We start from the raw sequence: 15,672 nt of genomic DNA, 5'->3' as shown, positions 1-15,672 counted from the left end.
GCCGCCGGCGGGCCCGGGTGGCGGAATGGTAGACGCGGGGGACTTAAAATCCCTTGTCTTCGGACGTGCGGGTTCAAATCCCGCCCCGGGCATGTTGGGTCGTCGTCGCCCTCAGCTCGGCGAGCTTGGCCGCCAGCTTGGGCGCGCTGCTGAGGTCGCGCTCGAGGTCGCCGGCCAGCAAGCGCCGCGCGTGCTCGGGGTCGCGCTCGAGCAGCAGCTCGGCCAGCGCGAGCCTGCCCAGGGCCAAGCTGCGCCGCGAGCCTGCGTCGGAGGGGTCCCCTGCCCGCTCGATCCCCATGCTCAGCAGCGCGTCCGCGGTCTCGACCTGCCCGACCCAGGCGGCGAACCGGCCAGCGGCGATCAGCTCGCGCCACAGCTGCGGATCGGCGGCTCGAACCAGCTCGAGCTCGGCCGCGCTCTCGGCTTCGCGGCCGGCCAGCGCGAGCACCACGAGCAGATCGGCGCGCAGCTCCTGCGCGAGGCTGGGGTCGGGACCGGCTGGATCTTCGGCGCTGGCCAGGGCCCCGCGGAGATCCAGGATCGCGTCTTCATGCCGCCCGACCATCGCCCGCGCGAGGCCCAGCCGCTGCTGAGCGATGACCGTCGGGTACTGATCGGGCCCCAGCGAAGCGAGCAGGATCTCGTAGCCACGCTCGATGGCCGCGAGCGCCTCGGGCCCGTGGCCGAGCTCGAGCTCGATGTCGGCGAGGTTGCTCAGGCCGACCCCGACGCTGGTGTTGCCGCCCCCCAGCGCGCGCTCGCGGGTCTCCACGCTCTCTCGCAGCAGCGCCCGGGCCCGCTCGTACTCCCCCTCGGCGCTGTAGGTGACGGCCAAATTGTTGAGCGCCCCGGTCGCGTTGGCGTTGTCGCGGCCGACGGTCTGCGTGGCGATCTCGAGCGCGGCCGTGAACGAGGCCTCGGCCTCGGCGAGGTCGCCCGCGCGGTACTCGGCGCCGCCGCGGTCGAGCAGCAACGCCATGCGCCGCATCGGGGCGGCCAGCTCGGCGTCGTCGAGCAGCGCGAGGCCGCGCTGGGCCTCCGCGCGGGCCTCGTCGAGATCATCGCGCAAGTAGGCGTTCCAGCTGACGGTGTCGGCCAGATCGGCGGCGGCTTCGGGGTACCGGCCCGACTCGCGCTCGAGCAGCGCGCGGGCCTGATCCGCCCACAGCTGAGCAAATTCTGGGCGCAGACGCTGGGCGCCCTCGACCTCGGCCAGCCACGTCGCCGCGCTCAGGGCCAGGAGATCGTCGCGCAGCTCGGTCGCCAAGAAGAACCCCCGCTGCAGCTCGGCGACCGCCTCTTCGCGCCGATCGATCCGCGCGAGCAACCGACCGCGCTCGACCAAAAACGCCGCGCTCAGCGGGGCGTGGTCGAGCTCGCCCACCACTTTCTGGATCGGATCCATGCGCTCGATCGCCTCGTCGTAGCGACCGGTGTCCAGGCTCGCGCGCATGCGCGCGAGCTGGCGCTCTGCCTCGCTCACGGCCGCTTGCTGCACGGTGTCGACGGGCATCGCAGGCGCGGCCTCGCTGACCCGGTCGGCCGCGCACGCGCTCGGGCTTGGCAGGCTCTCGACCGCCAGCAGGGCCTGGTCGACGGCGCTCTCGTCAGCCTGGCTAAACACCTCCAGCAACGCATCGAGCGCCTGCAGCTCGGCGTCGAGGCAGCGCGCGCGCTGGTCGAGCAGCTGGTCGGACTGTTGGTGGCGGATCCGGGTCGCGTCGCAGTTGTCGGTCGCCTGGACCTGCCAGCGCGCGGCGTAGTCGTCGAGGTCGGCGTCGAGCTTGGTAAGGATCGACTCGACGGGCAGCTGCGTGGCCGTGAACGCGCTGGCCACCGCCTCGCGCCGGGGCTGGTTCCAGACCTCGGTCATCGCGTCGCCGGCTCGCTCACAGCTGGGCGGAGGCGGCTCGACCTCGGGCTCGACCGACGCCAGCCGACCCCAGGCCAGCAACCCAAACCCGACCAGCGCGACCGCGGCCAGCGGCACGCTCCAGCGGCTCGAGTCCTGGTGCGAGAGCTCGCGCAGCAGCCCGTCCATGGTCTCGAAGCGGGCCGCCGGATCGGCAGCCAAGCCCCGCTCGAGCGCCGCGCGAACCCGACGCGAAAGCTGAACGGGCCGCTCGGGCTCGACCAGCTCGCCCGAGCTGATCGCGGCCGCGAGCGCGTGGATCGTGCGGCCCTGAAACGGGCGCTGCTCGTACAGCGCCTCCCACAGGGCCACGCAAAAGCTGAACTGATCGCTGCGGGCGTCGGCCTTGGCGCTGCTCCACTGCTCGGGTGACATATAGGCCGGCGTGCCCATGATCTGGCCGCCGTGGGTCAGCTCGAGATCCAGCTCGCTCGCGGTCTGGCTGCCAAACGCCCCGCTCGACTCGTGCTCGCGCGCGAACAGTGGCGACTCGCTGGTGCGGCCCAGGCTGATCTCCAAGGTCGGCTCGGTGCCGATCGGCTCGCTGACCTGCGACGGGCGCTCGGGCAGATCCGAGTCGGCGCGGACCAACCCAAAGTCGAGCACCCGCGCGCGGCCCTCGCGATCGACCAGCACGTTGTCAGGCTTGAAGTCACGGTGGACCAGGCCCGCGTCGTGGGCGGCGGCCAACCCACGGCCGGCCTCAACGTAGACAGCCAAGATCTCGGCGGTGCTGCGTGGTTGGGCCTTGCGCCAGCTCGCCAGCGGATCGCCATCGACGAGCTCCATCGCGATGAACACCCGGCCGTCGATCGTCCCGGCGTCGTAGATCTGCACGACGTTGGGGTGCGAGAGCCGAGCCATGCCCTTGGCCTCTCGCAGCATTCGGGCCCGCGCGTCGCCGCGCTCGGCCACGCGCGGGTGGATCAGCTTGATCGCCAGCTGGCGATCGAGCTCGGGGTCATAGGCGACGACGACCACGCCCATGGCCCCGGCCCCGAGCTGGCGCAGGACCACGTAGCGACCGATCCGCTCGGGCACGATCACCCGCGAGCGCGCGGCGGTCGGGGCCGACGCGACCCCATCCTCGACGACGTCGGTCGCCTCCTCGTGCGCGCGCTCGTCAGCCACTGCACCCTTCGACGGTCGCGCCCCAGCGATCGGCCACCCCCGCCGCGCTCGCCAGCGACGGTCCAGCAGGTCGGTCCAGCACGATCATGGCACTTCACGATCGCACGCGCGCCCTCGCCCGCCAAGCAGGCCTGCATATGTGGGGTGCCCAACCACCCGCGGCCGGAGCACAGGGTGTATGTGGGGGCAGTGACACAGTGGTAATCTGGACGCGATGACCCTGGCAGCACGTGGTGCAGTGCGTCGCCTCGCCTCCCGCGGGACCGCTTGTATCGCCCAGCCCTGGATGACCGGACCGTGAACGAGCCGCCCGACTCGCGGCTGCGGGCGGGACCCCGCGGCCTGCCATCGACGCACCAGACCGTGCCCGACAGCGATGGCGGAAAGCCACCGCTGGAGCAGCGCTCCGCCTGTCTGGTCGTGATGAAGGGCGACAACGTCGGTCACAAGTACGACCTCGACCGCGAGCTGGTCGCCGGCCGCGACAACACGACGAGCATCTACCTCGACGACGGCCTGGTCTCGCGCAGCCACGCCAAGTTCACGCCCGACGCCGTGGGTGTCCGGCTGTTCGACCTGTGCTCGACCAACGGCACCTTCGTCAACGACAGGCAGGTCAACAGCACCTATCTCGACGACGGCGATCAGATCAGGATCGGCAAGACGATCCTCAAGTTCATCCACCGCAACGACATTGAAGCTGCGTTTCACGCGCACATCTACTCGCTGACCCGCTTCGACGGGCTGACCGGCGTCCACAACCGCCCCACCTTCGACAACGCGATCGCCAACGCGATCGCCAAGGTCGCCAGCAGCGGGGCACCGCTCGCGCTGATGCTGTTCGACATCGATCACTTCAAGCGCTGTAACGACACCCACGGGCACCGCGCGGGCGATCACGTGCTCAGGGAGGTCTCCGCGACCGTCAGCGACAACGCCCGCGAAGGTGACTTCGTGGCCCGCTACGGCGGCGAGGAGTTCGCGGTGATCATCCACGGCCTCGCGCCGCCGGGTCCGGCCCGCTACGCCGACCACATTCGCGCGCTGGTCGGCGCCAAGCGGTTCGAGTTCGAGGGCCAGGCGATCGCGGTCACGATCTCGGCGGGCGTGGCGTCGTGGAGCGCGTCGCTCCACAGCCCGGAGCAATTGATCGAGCTCGCGGATCAGTGCCTGTACCGGGCCAAGCAAGCCGGCCGCAATCAAGTCATCGCGGTGTGATCGGGCCGGGCCGAGTGATCGCGCACAGCTGGAAGTGGCGGCGTTGCTCGAGCGGATCGCCGCAGCTTCCGGGTGTGGCGACTCCCAACGCGGTCTCGATCGTCACGCCCACGCGCTCGCGCCCCTGCCCGGACCTGTGCTCGAACCACACCTGCTCGACCTGATCCGCGAGGGTCTGGACCTCGACGAAGGTGAGCGCGGCGTCCTCGAGCAGCGACTCGCGCTCGCGCAGCAGACACTCGGCCGCCTGCACGACCCGGGGATGGCAGCAGCGCCCGCGCAGCTTGCTGAGACGGCTCAGTCGGCCCGCGGCCAGCCCCGCGCGCAGCTCGTCGAGATCGGCGAGCTCGACGCGACCCCACAGCAGACCGCTGGGCAGCGTCAGGAAGGTCGGGGCGAACCTGTGGCCCCCCAGGTGCGAGCACTGCCACACCCGCTCGCCCGCGTGCGCGCGCAGGGCTTCGAACATCGACATGCCCCACTTCGCGCAGCAGCGATCGCGGGTCCCGTGGGTGCACACCAGGTACAGCGCGGCCAGATCATCAGGATCGTGGGCCGGCGCCTGGGCCAGCAGCGCGTCGGGATCGAGGTTCGGGATGTGCTCGAGCGGGACCTCGAGCTCGACGAGTCGCCGCGCGCTCGGATCGGCCGGCGTGCTGGCGACGAACACCTTGGCGAGTGATCCGGTGCGCGTGCGGGGTCGCCGGATCAGCTGGACCCGCGTGTGGGGCTCGGCGTCACGAGCGAGCAGCCACTCGCGGGTCGCCGCCGGCAGCTCGGTGTCTCGGGGGACCTTGGCGCCCCACGGGCCGCAGTCCTCGACGAGGATCCAGCGCTGGATCGCATCGTTGCCGGTCCCGGCGAGGGGCTCGGCGATCGCTAGCTCGCGACAAAAACCAACGGTCGTGGCCATCGGGCGCAGCATAGACAAAAAAGGGGCGACCAATGGCCGCCCCTTTTCCGAATGCAGGGTGGATGCCCTAGCCGGTCGTCTCGTCGCCGGTGTCAGTGCCGCCCGTCCCAGTCTCCATTCCTTCGCTGGAGTCCTGCGCGGCGCAGATGTTGTCAGCCGAGTAGTCGCCTGCGCAGAACCGGCCGATGTTGTCCCACAGCTTGCCCGTGTTCTCGTCGACGTAGGGCTCGTTGAAGGGGTCGTAGGAGAAGGGGCACAGGTCGCAGGCGTCACCGATGCCGTCGAAGTCCTGGTCCCACTGCGGCAAGAAGCACAGCTTGTCCCACAGCTCGTCCTCGTTCGGGACGTCGAGCAGCGTCAGGCGACTGTTCGCCATGTCGGGCGGACAGTTCGGGTCAGTCTCACCTTGTGGTGCGCACTTGCCTGCCGCGTCGAGCGCCTCTTGGCAGCCCGGTGCGAGCTCGACGACCCCAGGCAGGAGCGCCAGCTTGGCCGGAAGCTTCCGGCACTTGCTGCCATCGGGGACGTCCTCGCCCGGGACCGCCTCGTTGGCGCACGCGAGCGTGATCGGGAACCCGTCGAGATCACACAGACCCAGGCAGTCCCAGGTGCCGTCGGCGCGCTGCATGTACTCGCCGTCGCCCGGGTAGCTGGTCACACAGCACTGACCGTCGACCGCGACATCCATGAAGGCGTAGGGCCGTGGATCGTCGCGGATGTGGCACGAGGCGTTGGTCTCGCACTTGCTGCCCACGAAGTCGCCGTCCTCGTCGTCGATCTGCATGCCGGCGTCGGTCACCTGCATGGGGTTCGACTCGTAGGGGCAGGTGTCGCAGAAGTCGCCGACTTGGTCGCCGTCGGTGTCCACGTGGTTGCAGTAGCGCGAGCCGTTGAGCGCCGGAGTCAACGCGCAGGTCGAGCCGGCGTTGGGGCAGTCTGCGTCAGCCGTACACGTGGAGCGGTTGGCGAGATCCTGCTCGACCGGCTGGCGCGGGCACCAGTCGTCGAGGTTGTTGATGCCGTCCTGGTCGAAGTCGTCCGTGGGCGCGAACCCGACCGGGCCAGCGGCGTTGTCCATGTCCACCAGCGGAAGGTTGGTGTCAGGATCGATGCAGCTGTCGCCGATCATGTCCGAGTTGACGTCGGTCTGACACACGCCCTTGTCCTGGTAGGGCACGGGCACGCCGACGGTGTGCGGGAGCGACTCGTTGAAGATCCCGCAGTTGGCCACGGTGACGCAGTTGTCGCAGACGTCGCCGATCCCGTCCTGGTCGAAGTCGAACTGGAACGGGATGTTGCGAACCCACATGCGCGGGTCGTCGACCATGGCCGAGTCGATGAAGTACTTGTCGATGGTCTGGCGACAGTTATCGCAGTCGTTGCCGATGCCGTCGCTGTCGGAGTCGGCCGTGTTGCTGGCGCTGGGGGTCAGCTGACACAGGTCGGCGACGTCGCCGTGGCCGTCGAGGTCCTGGTCCTGCTGGAACGGGTTGTAGTGCTTGGTCGCGTTGTCGCAGGACAGCTGCACGTCGTCACCGTCGGGGTCCTCCTTGCACTTGGGCGGATCGACGGTGAAGTCGTAGTAGAAGTCCGTGTAGCCGCGGCCGCCCGTGGTGATCAGCGGCATCCCGCAGACGTCGTGGAACGCCCGCTCGTAGGCGGCGACATCGGCGGGGTCGTTGAGGTCGAGATCCGCGAAGTGCTCGACATTCTCGAGGCCGGGGAGCTTCATGCGGTAGCGACCGGTGATCGTCCGGTCGAACGTGTCGAGCGCGCCGGGGTCCTCGCTGTCGTAGTTGAACAGCTGAACGCCGAACCGGACCGAGTCGATGACGACCCGGATCGACCCTTCGCGCTGCAAGCTGACGTCGACCGTCAGGCACGGCGGGTTGTCCTCGGTCACGTCGGTGGGCTCGTCGGTGCACGACAGGCCACCCGCGACCACGTGGTTCTCTTCCCAGCACTCGGGCTGCAAGCTGGTGGTGCAGGACTCACCCAGCAGATCCTCGCCGGAGATCCGGCTGAGCTGGACCAGCTCGAGCTTCTTGAGGTTCTGCGGATCGAGGTCGAACTTGTTCGACAGCCGCAGCTCGAAGTCGTCGCAGGCGCCGATCCGCAGGTTGTCGGTCGGGAACCCGGTGCCCGGGACGATGTGGAACTCGGGCGTCTCGAACACGTAGGTGGTCTTGTCGCTCGCGAGCTCGTTGCCGACCTTGTCACGGATCCGCTCGCCCTCGGTCGCGAACTGCACGCGATACTCCGAGGCCGAGCACATGCCGCGGTCGAAGTTCTCGTAGTTCTCGAAGAAGGCGCCGTCGTGCATGCGCCAGCCGTCTTGGATGTTCAAGCCCTCGACCAGCGTGGGATTGACGGCCAGGTCGGCGCAGGACTCGACCAGTGAGCGCGGCTCGTTGCCGCGGTCACCGGGGAGGTAGAGCACGCCCTTGAGCGCTGGATCGTAGACGACGCCGCCGACCTTGGTGACGAAGCGAGTGATGTACTCGCCGGCGTTGCTGCTGCCGTCATGGCGCACGAGGTTGCCGTGCGGCGCCGTGCACCACTTCTCGATCTGCGCGGCGCAGGCCGGGTGCTGGCCGTCGGCATCGCCACAGAAGCAGTCGCGGACCTCCTCGGGCAGGGTCCGGTCGCGGTCGAACCGGGGGATCGGGATGACGCTGTCCTGGAACAGCGGATCACAGCCAGCCCCGTCCTGCTCAGCGCCGAGCGCGGTCTGACAGCACTCGGCCGCGGTCAGGCTGCCGTCGGGGAACTCCGAGACGTCACAGCGGGCGAGGCGATTGCCGGCCCCCCACTCGGTGCAGACCGGCGTCCCCATTGGATCGACCGGGGGCTCGCACGACTGAAACGGCTTGGTCGCCACGAAGCAGGCGCCCGCGCCCTTGTCCTTGAAGCGCTTGTCCACACAGAACGCGCCGCCCGTGTTGGCGCTGTCGTCTGTGCAGGTTGCGAACCACTCGGCTTTGCAGTGCTTCTCTGCGCAGTTGTCGGTCTCGGCGTCGCAGGTCACGCCCTCGGGCGTGGTGCCGATGCAGACCGCGCCCGAGTCGGAGCCGAGCCGCGCGTCACAGTCCGCGTCGGTCTGGCAGGGCACGCCGTCCGGCTCGACGCCGTTGGGGCGGTCGTCGGGGTGGGTCTCGCGGATCTTGTCGGCGAGCGGGAGTCGGAAGGTGTCGACCGTCCCGTTCCAGGCGTAGCTGTAGCGGTTGGTCTCGGCCTCGCGGTTGACGTCGGTGACGAAGCCGGCGCAGTCCTCGTAGACGTTGCCGCCCGGCGTGCAGCTCATCGCGTTGGCGGGCGTCCGCCGGACCCCGTTGCCGTCGACGCCGTACTTGGCGACGTTGACCGACAGCTCGTAGTCACAGACGGTGCAGCAGGTGTCGGGGCCAGAGTCGGGCGCGGTGCAGCTCGAGGCCCGCGGGTCGGTCTCGCCGCGATAGGACTTGGTGGTCCCGCTCGCCTGCATCTTGAGCGGGATCATGCCCGAGCCGCCGTCGTAGAACCCGTTGCAGATCGTGGGATCGGCGTCGAGCACCTCGTGGTCGTACTCGATGCCCTGGGCCCGCAGGTTGTCGATGCAGGTCAGGTTGGTCGACCGCAACATGATGTCGGGCGCCTCCGCGGTCTGCTCGATGTAGTCACCGTTGAACCGGGTGATCGGCCCTTCGATCGTGGCCAGCTGGGTCTTCCAGTCGTAGACCTGAAACAGCTGCGGGTTGCTCGGGTCCTTGCGCACCAGCTCGATCGAGGTTGGATCGAGCAGGTTGTTGAACACGAACTCCAAGCCCTGCCAGCTGACGAGCGGCGAGAGCTTGCACCACTCTTCGGCGCCGCGCGGCGAGTCTTTGGCGTCATCGGTCTCGACGCAGGCGCCGATGTCTTCGATGAAGTACTTGCCCGTGCTCAGCCCGTCCTGCAGCAGGTGGACCTTGCGATTGGCGTAGTTGATCCCGCTGATGCTCTCGAGCACCAACTTGTCGGGATCACACACGCCGCAGTCGGTGTCGGTGATGCAGCCCGACATGCCGAGCATGCCGAACACGCCCAGCATGCCGGCAAACGTCAGGGTGGATCCGCGAGCGAACTCGTTGGCCAGTTGTTCGAGTTTGGACATGGTCAAATTCCTACGAGGGTGTCCGGCACGGGACGATTCTTCTTTTTCATGATGCCGAGGACCGCCGCGCCGTTGCGCTTGGCCAGGTCGAGCAGCAAGACTGCTTCGCCGTAATTGGCGTCGTCGTCGAAGTCGATGAACACGACCTTCTTCTCGCGGCCTTGCAGCCGACTCGAGATCAGATCACCGAGCTCGTCGCGGGTGTTGATCGGCTGACTGTTGAGCGTGAGCGCCCCGTCTTTGGTCAAGCCGATCACCAGCGTGTCACTTTGGTTGGGCGGGTTCTTGCGCTGCTTGCTCTCCGGTGGAACCTGCACCGAGATCTCGGGCACGTTCTTCGGGATCATCACCATGAAGATGATGAGCAGCACGAGGCACACGTCCACGAGCGGGGTAACGTTGATTTCGCTGCTGGGTCCGCCTCCGGACCCGCCTGTGTCCATGCCCATGGGCTGTCTTCTCCTGAGGCGCAACGGGAGGGCGCGATGACGCTTACGCCGGTCCCGGGCGCGCAGAATAACGGAATTCGCCAGCGCAAGCGAGGGTCGTTGGGGCTGTGATTCGGGTTTCGATCGGCATCGGGGCGAAGTTCAGGTCACGAGCAGATCTGTTTTTCAGCCGTGGGCAGCGAACTCAACGCGAACGGGCCGGCGCTGTCCATTGGACGCGTGCCGGCCCGTAGTCCGCGATACTGAGCTTGGGTTCAGCTACCGACGTCGACGACCAGCGCGACGTCCGACAGGTTGATGCCCTGGATCCACTCCATGACGACCCTCACGCGACCGTAGTTGGTCTTCTTGTCGCCCTTGAGAAACACGATCGGGCCGTCGTACTTGGCGGCCTTGGCCTTGCCCTCGGCCATGGCGACCTCGGCACGCAGGGCGTCTTGGAAGTCCCCGCGGCTGGTGTACGCGTCTTGGTTGATCCAGACGCCCTCGTCATCGACCGAGACGAACACCTGATCGCCCTCTTTGTGGGAGTCGGCGTCGACGAGCGTGGGGAGCTGGACATCCTTGCCGCGCCCGAGCATCGGCGTGACCACCATGAAGATGATGAGCAGCACGAGGCACACGTCGACCAGCGGGGTGACGTTGATGTTGCTCTGTGGCCCCGCGGAGTGCGCGTGCTTGTCGCTCTTGTAGGGGATCCGACGCGTTCGCCGGCCCGTGTGGGGTCCCGTGCCGCTCATGGACGACTCCCGGGCCGGATCAGTACCGGCCCTCCTTGAGCACGAAGTTGATGACTTCGCTGGCGACATCGTTCATGTCGATCGAGAAGCCTTCGACCCGTGAGTTGAAGTAGTTGAACGCCATGACGGCGGGGATCGCGACGAGCAGACCGACAGCCGTTGCGACGAGCGCCTCGGAGATACCACCAGCGACCGAGCTCAGGCCGCCGCCGCCGTCGCCGGCCAGGCCCTGGAACGAGTTGATGATGCCGACGACCGTACCGAGCAGACCGACGAACGGCGCCGTCGAGCCAGTGGTGGCGATCAGCGCCAGGCCCTTCTTGAGGTTGGCGGTCTCGCGCTCCTTGGTCCGCTCCATCTGGCGGTTGACCGCGTCGACGAGGTCGAAGTCACCGACGTCGTCGGGCCCCTCTTCCTGCAGCGCCTCGAGCCCTTGCAGGTACTCGTCCATGCCAGAGCCGACGACCTTGGCGATCGGGCTGGCGCCGTGCTGCTTGACCGCGGCGACGGACTCTTCGAGCTTCCGCTCGTTCAGGAAATTCCGCAGCATCATGATGTAGCTGATGCTTTGCCGCTTGGCCTTGTTGTAGACGATGAAGCGCTCGATCCCCATGATCGTGGTGATGACGAACTGCAACATCAGCACGATCAGGACCAGCTTGGCGAAGATGCCCATCTGGTTCCACATGCCGGACAGAGTGAAGGATGGCGCCTCTTCGGCGAGCAGGAGCAGGATTTCCATGGTCGTCTCTTTGGGTCAGATCCGGCGATGGCCGGGACACGGTGCTCGAGCGGCTCGGCCGCTCACTTGAACTTGAGCTTGAAGGTTCGTTCGGTGCAGGTCTTGACCGGCTTGCCGCCCACGATGAACGGCTTGAAGCGCCACTTTTTGATGGTGTCGCGGATGATTTGATCCACCTGCGGATCGCCGGGAAACTTGGACTTGGTCTTCACGTCGACCACCTTCCCAGTGGTATCGACGCAAAATGAGGTCTTGTTGGTGCCGTCGCGCTTGTCGAAGCGGGCGGCCTTGGTCTGCTGCAGCAGCTTTTGGTCCGGGTCGGGCGAGTAGACCGCCTGCGCCATCACGGCTTGCAGCGGCTTTTTGGTGACCGAGGCGCCCGCAGCGGGCTTGGTCGAGATCGACGCACCGCCAGGCACGCCGCCGGGGACACCGCCAGGCACGCCGCCGGGGACACCGCCAGGCACGCCACCGGGCACGCCGCCGGGAACACCGGTCGGGACGCCGCTGCCCTTTTTCTTGTCGGGGATGTCCTTGGGCTTGTCGTCGGGCTGGGTCAGCTCTTCGAGCGGCTCGTCCTCTTCGGGGACATCTTCTTCGATCTCTTCTTCTTCCATCTCGCTGCCAGCGGGGGGCGGCGGCGGAGGTGGTGGCGGCGGCGGCTCCTCGGCCGACATCTGGACCAAGATGAAGTCGATGGTTGGCGCGTCGACCCGAGCGATGCTCATCTTGCCGGCCACCCACATGAACAAGATCATCGAGACCGTGCCCACGATCGCCATCACGCCCGCGCCGATCAGCAGCTGCACGCGGGCTGGGTTGACTTTGGTAGTGCCGAGGTAGTGTTCGAACGCCATGCTTGAAGTCCTTTCGCGCCCGCCCGCCGAGGGTCAGGGCCGCGGTCTCACCCGAGCTGGGCGAGCCTCCATGATACGGATGATTCGCGGCTCACTTGCCCTGTTTCCCCTTCTTCCCCTTCTGGGTCGCGGCGTCGGCAGCCGCTTGCTCGGCGGCCTCTAGCGCGGCCAGCTCGGCGCGTAGCTCTTCGAGGCGCTGCGCGTCGGATTTCTCGGCGTCCGGCGTTAGCGGCGCGGGCGGGCAACAACCCAGGAACTGTTTTTGGGCCGAGACCAGCGTGAACGCCCCGCCCTTGCCCTCGATGAAGCCCGCGAACGCGGTGGACTTGAGCTTCTTCCAGACCTCGAGCTGCGCCGCGATCTCGGCGCTGATGTCCGGCGGGGGCGCGCCGTCTTCACCCTCGGGTTGGATGAAGGTGTGGCGAACGGTGACGATCTGGGTGGGCAGCGGCGCCTCGCCCTCGAGCCCCTCCGCTCCCTCAGGGGGCGGCACCGGATCCGGCGGCGCGTCACCCTCGACGGGCTCGACGATCGGGGTGTACTCGACCTCGAGATCGAACTCGTACACGAGCTTGCCGGCGTCGACTTCCCTGACGGAGTCGTTGATGACGTTGCCCCACAGGTTGACCTCTCGGTCCTTCCAGGAGCTGCCGTCGCCCGCGAGATCGCGGAACAGCTCGCCGGGCTCGACCTCGAACGGGCAGTCCGGGATCTTCTCGATGTCGCACACGGCCTTGGTCTCGCGCCACGCCAGCATGCTGTCACGCCGGGCCAAGATCGCCTCGATCGCGTCGACCGGCGTGTCGGGTGGATCGATGAACTCGCGCGCGAGGGACTTTTGCGTGTAGGCCATTGACCGCCACACATAGGGATCGCGGTATTTGGGATCGATCGCCGTGGCCTTCTCGAGGAAGCCGATCACCTCATCGGCGATCTCGATCCGGGTCTTGGCATCGATCGCGGCGTTGAACGGCAGCCCCGCCTCGGGATCCGGCATCAGCGGATAGAACCGCCGGGTCGCCAGCGAGTACCAGCTCTTGGCGCTGTCGGGGAAGTCCTCGGTCCGCTTGACGTACCACTCTTCGGCCTTGTCGGGCATCCCGCAGGTGTCCTCGAAGGTCTGGGCGATCGTCATGTAGAGATCTTCGTTTTGGGGGCAGGCCATGTGCATCTGCCGCCAATGCTCGATCAAATCGTCACAGCGGGCGTCCGCGCCGAGCACGGCCAAGCGGTGTTGCTTGAAGGCCTTGAGATCGGGGTCGCCCTCCTCTTCCGCGGCCGCAGCGTCGGCGGGCGCCGCCTCTGGCACCGGCGCCGCCTCGCCCTCGGGCTTTGGCTTGGCGCACTCGGGGCGATCGTCTTGGACGCTGGTCTTCTCGCGCTTGTCGTTCCACTCGTCGAGCGACGCGAGGGCCAAGCTGGCGTACTCCTTGCGCTTCTCGACCTCGGCCTCATCGGTTGCATCTTTTAGATCCAACACGATGCTCTCGGCGGCCATGGCCCGATTCCAGAGCACGGTCACCCCGTCGGGCTCGCGCTCGAGTGACTGGTTGTACTTCTCGATCGCCAGCTCCCACTGGCCATCGGTGTAGAGCTGGTTGCCCTCACGGATGAGATCGCGCGACTCGATCTTGGTACACGCGGCCAGCCCAACGGCCATGGAGATCGCGGCGAGTAGAGCGAGCTTGCGACGCATGGAGGGCGCCAGTGTACCCAGATGGCCCCAGGAATCAAGACGAACCTCGACTCGCTGGCGCCAGGCAAATTCTCCGCAAAAAGCCTCGTGGCAGGCGTGGATGAGCTTTTTGAGCGCCCTCGAAACCATCGTTCGGGGCCCGAGCGCCGGCGCGGGGTCCTGTTCAATGCTGTGTTTTGGCCCGCGATCGGCCCCGAACAGATGCGCATGCGTGCTGCCGTGCACATCCCGTCGCGGATCGTGCGCGGGCCTGTCGGGACCCCGAGACTCAGGCCAGCGCCACCCGATCGAGGCGCGGCTGCCCGCAGGCGAGCGCGACGAGTCGATCGAGGCCCAGGGCGACTCCGACACAAGCCGGCAGCCCGGCGAGCTCGGCGAGGAACGCGTCGGGCATCGGCAGCGGTCGCAGACCTGCGTGGGCACGCATGCCAGCGACGAGTTCGAAGCGCCGTCGCTGCTCGACCGGATCACGCAGCTCGCGGTAGCCGTTGGCGAGCTCGACCGTGCCCACGTGGCTTTCGAACCGCGCTGCGGTGCAGCCGTCGGGCTCGAGCTCGGCGAGGGCGCCGAGGCTGGCGGGGAACCCCTCCACGTGGACCCCGACGCCGGGCCCGAGCGCGCCGAGCCAGGCCTCGAAGTGATGGTCCGACCACAGGCTGAACAGCTCGGTCCACGCCCACAGCCGGGCGAGCTCGGGTTCACGGTCGAGATCCTGCGGTCGGCCCGATTCACCGGCGTCCAACATGACCCCCGCGGCCGCCCTTACACGCCGCAACAGCGGCTCGAGAGCCTCCGCCGACTCGTTCCCGAGCAGGCGCGCGCCCAGGGTCTCCGCCATCACGTCGAGCAGCTGCACCCGTCGCCAGCGCACGGGCGCCGCGACGCGGTCCGCAACCCGATCCCCCAGCGCCGTCCCCACGGTCTCGAACACCGCGGCCACGATCCGCTCGACATCCTGCATCCCCGGCGTGATCTCGGCCGCGCGATCCCGCTGGTCCCGATACCACTCGATCAGATGAAATTCTTCGCTGTGCTGAGCGCCGCGCTCAGCGGCGCGAAACACGTGGGCGATCTGGAACATCGACCCCCCACCCCGACCCAGCAACCGCTTCATCCCCAGCTCGGGACTCGTCGCCAGCCACTTGTCCCCGCTCGGCAGCGGCTCGATCCAGGGCTCGAGCGCGACCGCATCCACCCGCACGGGCGTACTGACCTCGCGCATCCCGGCCGCGCGCAGCTCCCCCCGCACGGCGCCAAGCGCCGCATCCCAAGCCCGAACCCGATCACCGACCTCCATGGTCACAGCGCAGCGCGCTCAGAGCCCCCATGAAAGCCCCAGACAGGCGCCGCGCAAGCAGGCGTGAGGCGCTCCCGAGTAGTCCCCGCGACGAAGCGGAGAGAGCCCCCTCCCAGGGGGCCAATCATGCCCCGGCGCACAACCAGCCCACGGGGAGCGAGCGAAGCGAGTGACCGCGCAGTGCGAAGCCGCCTGTGGGCGTCATATCGAGCCCCCTCCCAGGCGGGAGCGAGCGAAGCGAGTGACCGCGCAGTGCCAAACCGCCTGTGGGGGTCATGAAACCGCCTGTGGGGGTCATATCAAGCCCCCTTCCAGGGGGCCACACATGCGGTCGCAAACAGCCAGCCCGATAGGAGCGAGCGAAGCGAGTGACCGCGCAGTGCGAAACCGCCTGTGGGGGTCATATCAAGCCCCCTTCCAGGGGGCCACACATGCGGTCGCAAACAGCCAGCCCGATGGGAGCGAGCGAAGCGAGTGACCGCGCAGTGCGAAACCGCCTGTGGGGGTCATATCAAGCCCCCTTCCAGGGGGCCACACATGCGGTCGCAAACAGCCAGCCCGATGGGAGCGAGCGAAGCGAGTGAC

General features: G+C 67.9%; 10 protein-coding genes and 1 tRNA gene. 2 read left to right on the top strand and 9 right to left on the bottom strand.

Features of this window, described 5'->3' with window-relative positions; translation table 11 throughout:
* Positions 1 to 11: 11 nt before the first annotated feature.
* Positions 12 to 92: transfer RNA gene (locus ENSA7_RS14675), tRNA-Leu, on the top strand.
* Here the strand turns inward: ENSA7_RS14675 and ENSA7_RS14670 are convergent.
* Positions 74 to 3,043 (bottom strand): protein kinase domain-containing protein, encoded by a 2,970-nt coding sequence (locus ENSA7_RS14670; RefSeq protein WP_106089909.1) that lies wholly within the window; start codon positions 3,041 to 3,043, stop codon positions 74 to 76. The two genes, ENSA7_RS14675 and ENSA7_RS14670, sit on opposite strands and share 19 nt — an antisense overlap.
* A gap of 297 nt (positions 3,044 to 3,340) precedes the next feature.
* Here ENSA7_RS14670 and ENSA7_RS14665 point away from each other — a divergent pair, with 297 nt between their 5' ends.
* Positions 3,341 to 4,261: a GGDEF domain-containing protein gene (locus ENSA7_RS14665; protein ID WP_244923808.1), complete on the top strand. Its 921-nt coding sequence runs from the start codon at positions 3,341 to 3,343 to the stop codon at positions 4,259 to 4,261.
* Here ENSA7_RS14665 and ENSA7_RS14660 read toward each other — a convergent pair.
* From ENSA7_RS14660 to ENSA7_RS14620, 8 genes are all read right to left on the bottom strand, one after another.
* Complete coding sequence (locus ENSA7_RS14660) at positions 4,248 to 5,174, bottom strand: sucrase ferredoxin (protein WP_181233744.1); 927 nt, start codon at positions 5,172 to 5,174, stop codon at positions 4,248 to 4,250. The genes ENSA7_RS14665 and ENSA7_RS14660 overlap by 14 nt on opposite strands.
* A 67-nt stretch (positions 5,175 to 5,241) precedes the next feature.
* Positions 5,242 to 9,306 carry a thrombospondin type 3 repeat-containing protein gene (locus ENSA7_RS14655; RefSeq protein ID WP_244923807.1) on the bottom strand — a complete coding sequence of 1,355 codons (4,065 nt, stop codon included), beginning with the start codon at positions 9,304 to 9,306 and terminating at the stop codon, positions 5,242 to 5,244.
* Between the two features lie 2 nt (positions 9,307 to 9,308).
* Positions 9,309 to 9,749 (bottom strand): ExbD/TolR family protein, encoded by a 441-nt coding sequence (locus ENSA7_RS14650; RefSeq protein ID WP_280524009.1) that lies wholly within the window; start codon positions 9,747 to 9,749, stop codon positions 9,309 to 9,311.
* 260 nt (positions 9,750 to 10,009) lie between these two features.
* Positions 10,010 to 10,495 carry an ExbD/TolR family protein gene (locus ENSA7_RS14645; RefSeq protein ID WP_106089906.1) on the bottom strand — a complete coding sequence of 162 codons (486 nt, stop codon included), beginning with the start codon at positions 10,493 to 10,495 and terminating at the stop codon, positions 10,010 to 10,012.
* A 19-nt stretch (positions 10,496 to 10,514) separates the two neighbouring features.
* Positions 10,515 to 11,237 carry a MotA/TolQ/ExbB proton channel family protein gene (locus tag ENSA7_RS14640; RefSeq protein ID WP_106089905.1) on the bottom strand — a complete coding sequence of 241 codons (723 nt, stop codon included), beginning with the start codon at positions 11,235 to 11,237 and terminating at the stop codon, positions 10,515 to 10,517.
* Between the two features lie 62 nt (positions 11,238 to 11,299).
* Entirely contained in the window at positions 11,300 to 12,094 is a 795-nt protein-coding gene (locus ENSA7_RS43640) for an energy transducer TonB (protein ID WP_181233742.1), read from the bottom strand.
* A gap of 91 nt (positions 12,095 to 12,185) precedes the next feature.
* Positions 12,186 to 13,790, bottom strand: a complete 1,605-nt coding sequence (locus ENSA7_RS14625; RefSeq protein WP_146157696.1) for an outer membrane protein assembly factor BamD — start codon at positions 13,788 to 13,790, stop codon at positions 12,186 to 12,188.
* A gap of 268 nt (positions 13,791 to 14,058) precedes the next feature.
* Positions 14,059 to 15,087, bottom strand: coding sequence for an amino acid--tRNA ligase-related protein (locus ENSA7_RS14620; RefSeq protein ID WP_106089901.1), 1,029 nt, complete (start codon positions 15,085 to 15,087; stop codon positions 14,059 to 14,061).
* Positions 15,088 to 15,672: the final 585 nt, after the last annotated feature.

This window comes from Enhygromyxa salina (genome assembly GCF_002994635.1).
In the GTDB taxonomy this organism is placed as follows: Bacteria; Myxococcota_A; Polyangia; order Nannocystales; family Nannocystaceae; genus Plesiocystis; species Plesiocystis salina_B.
This window is presented reverse-complemented; position numbering and strand designations above follow the sequence as displayed.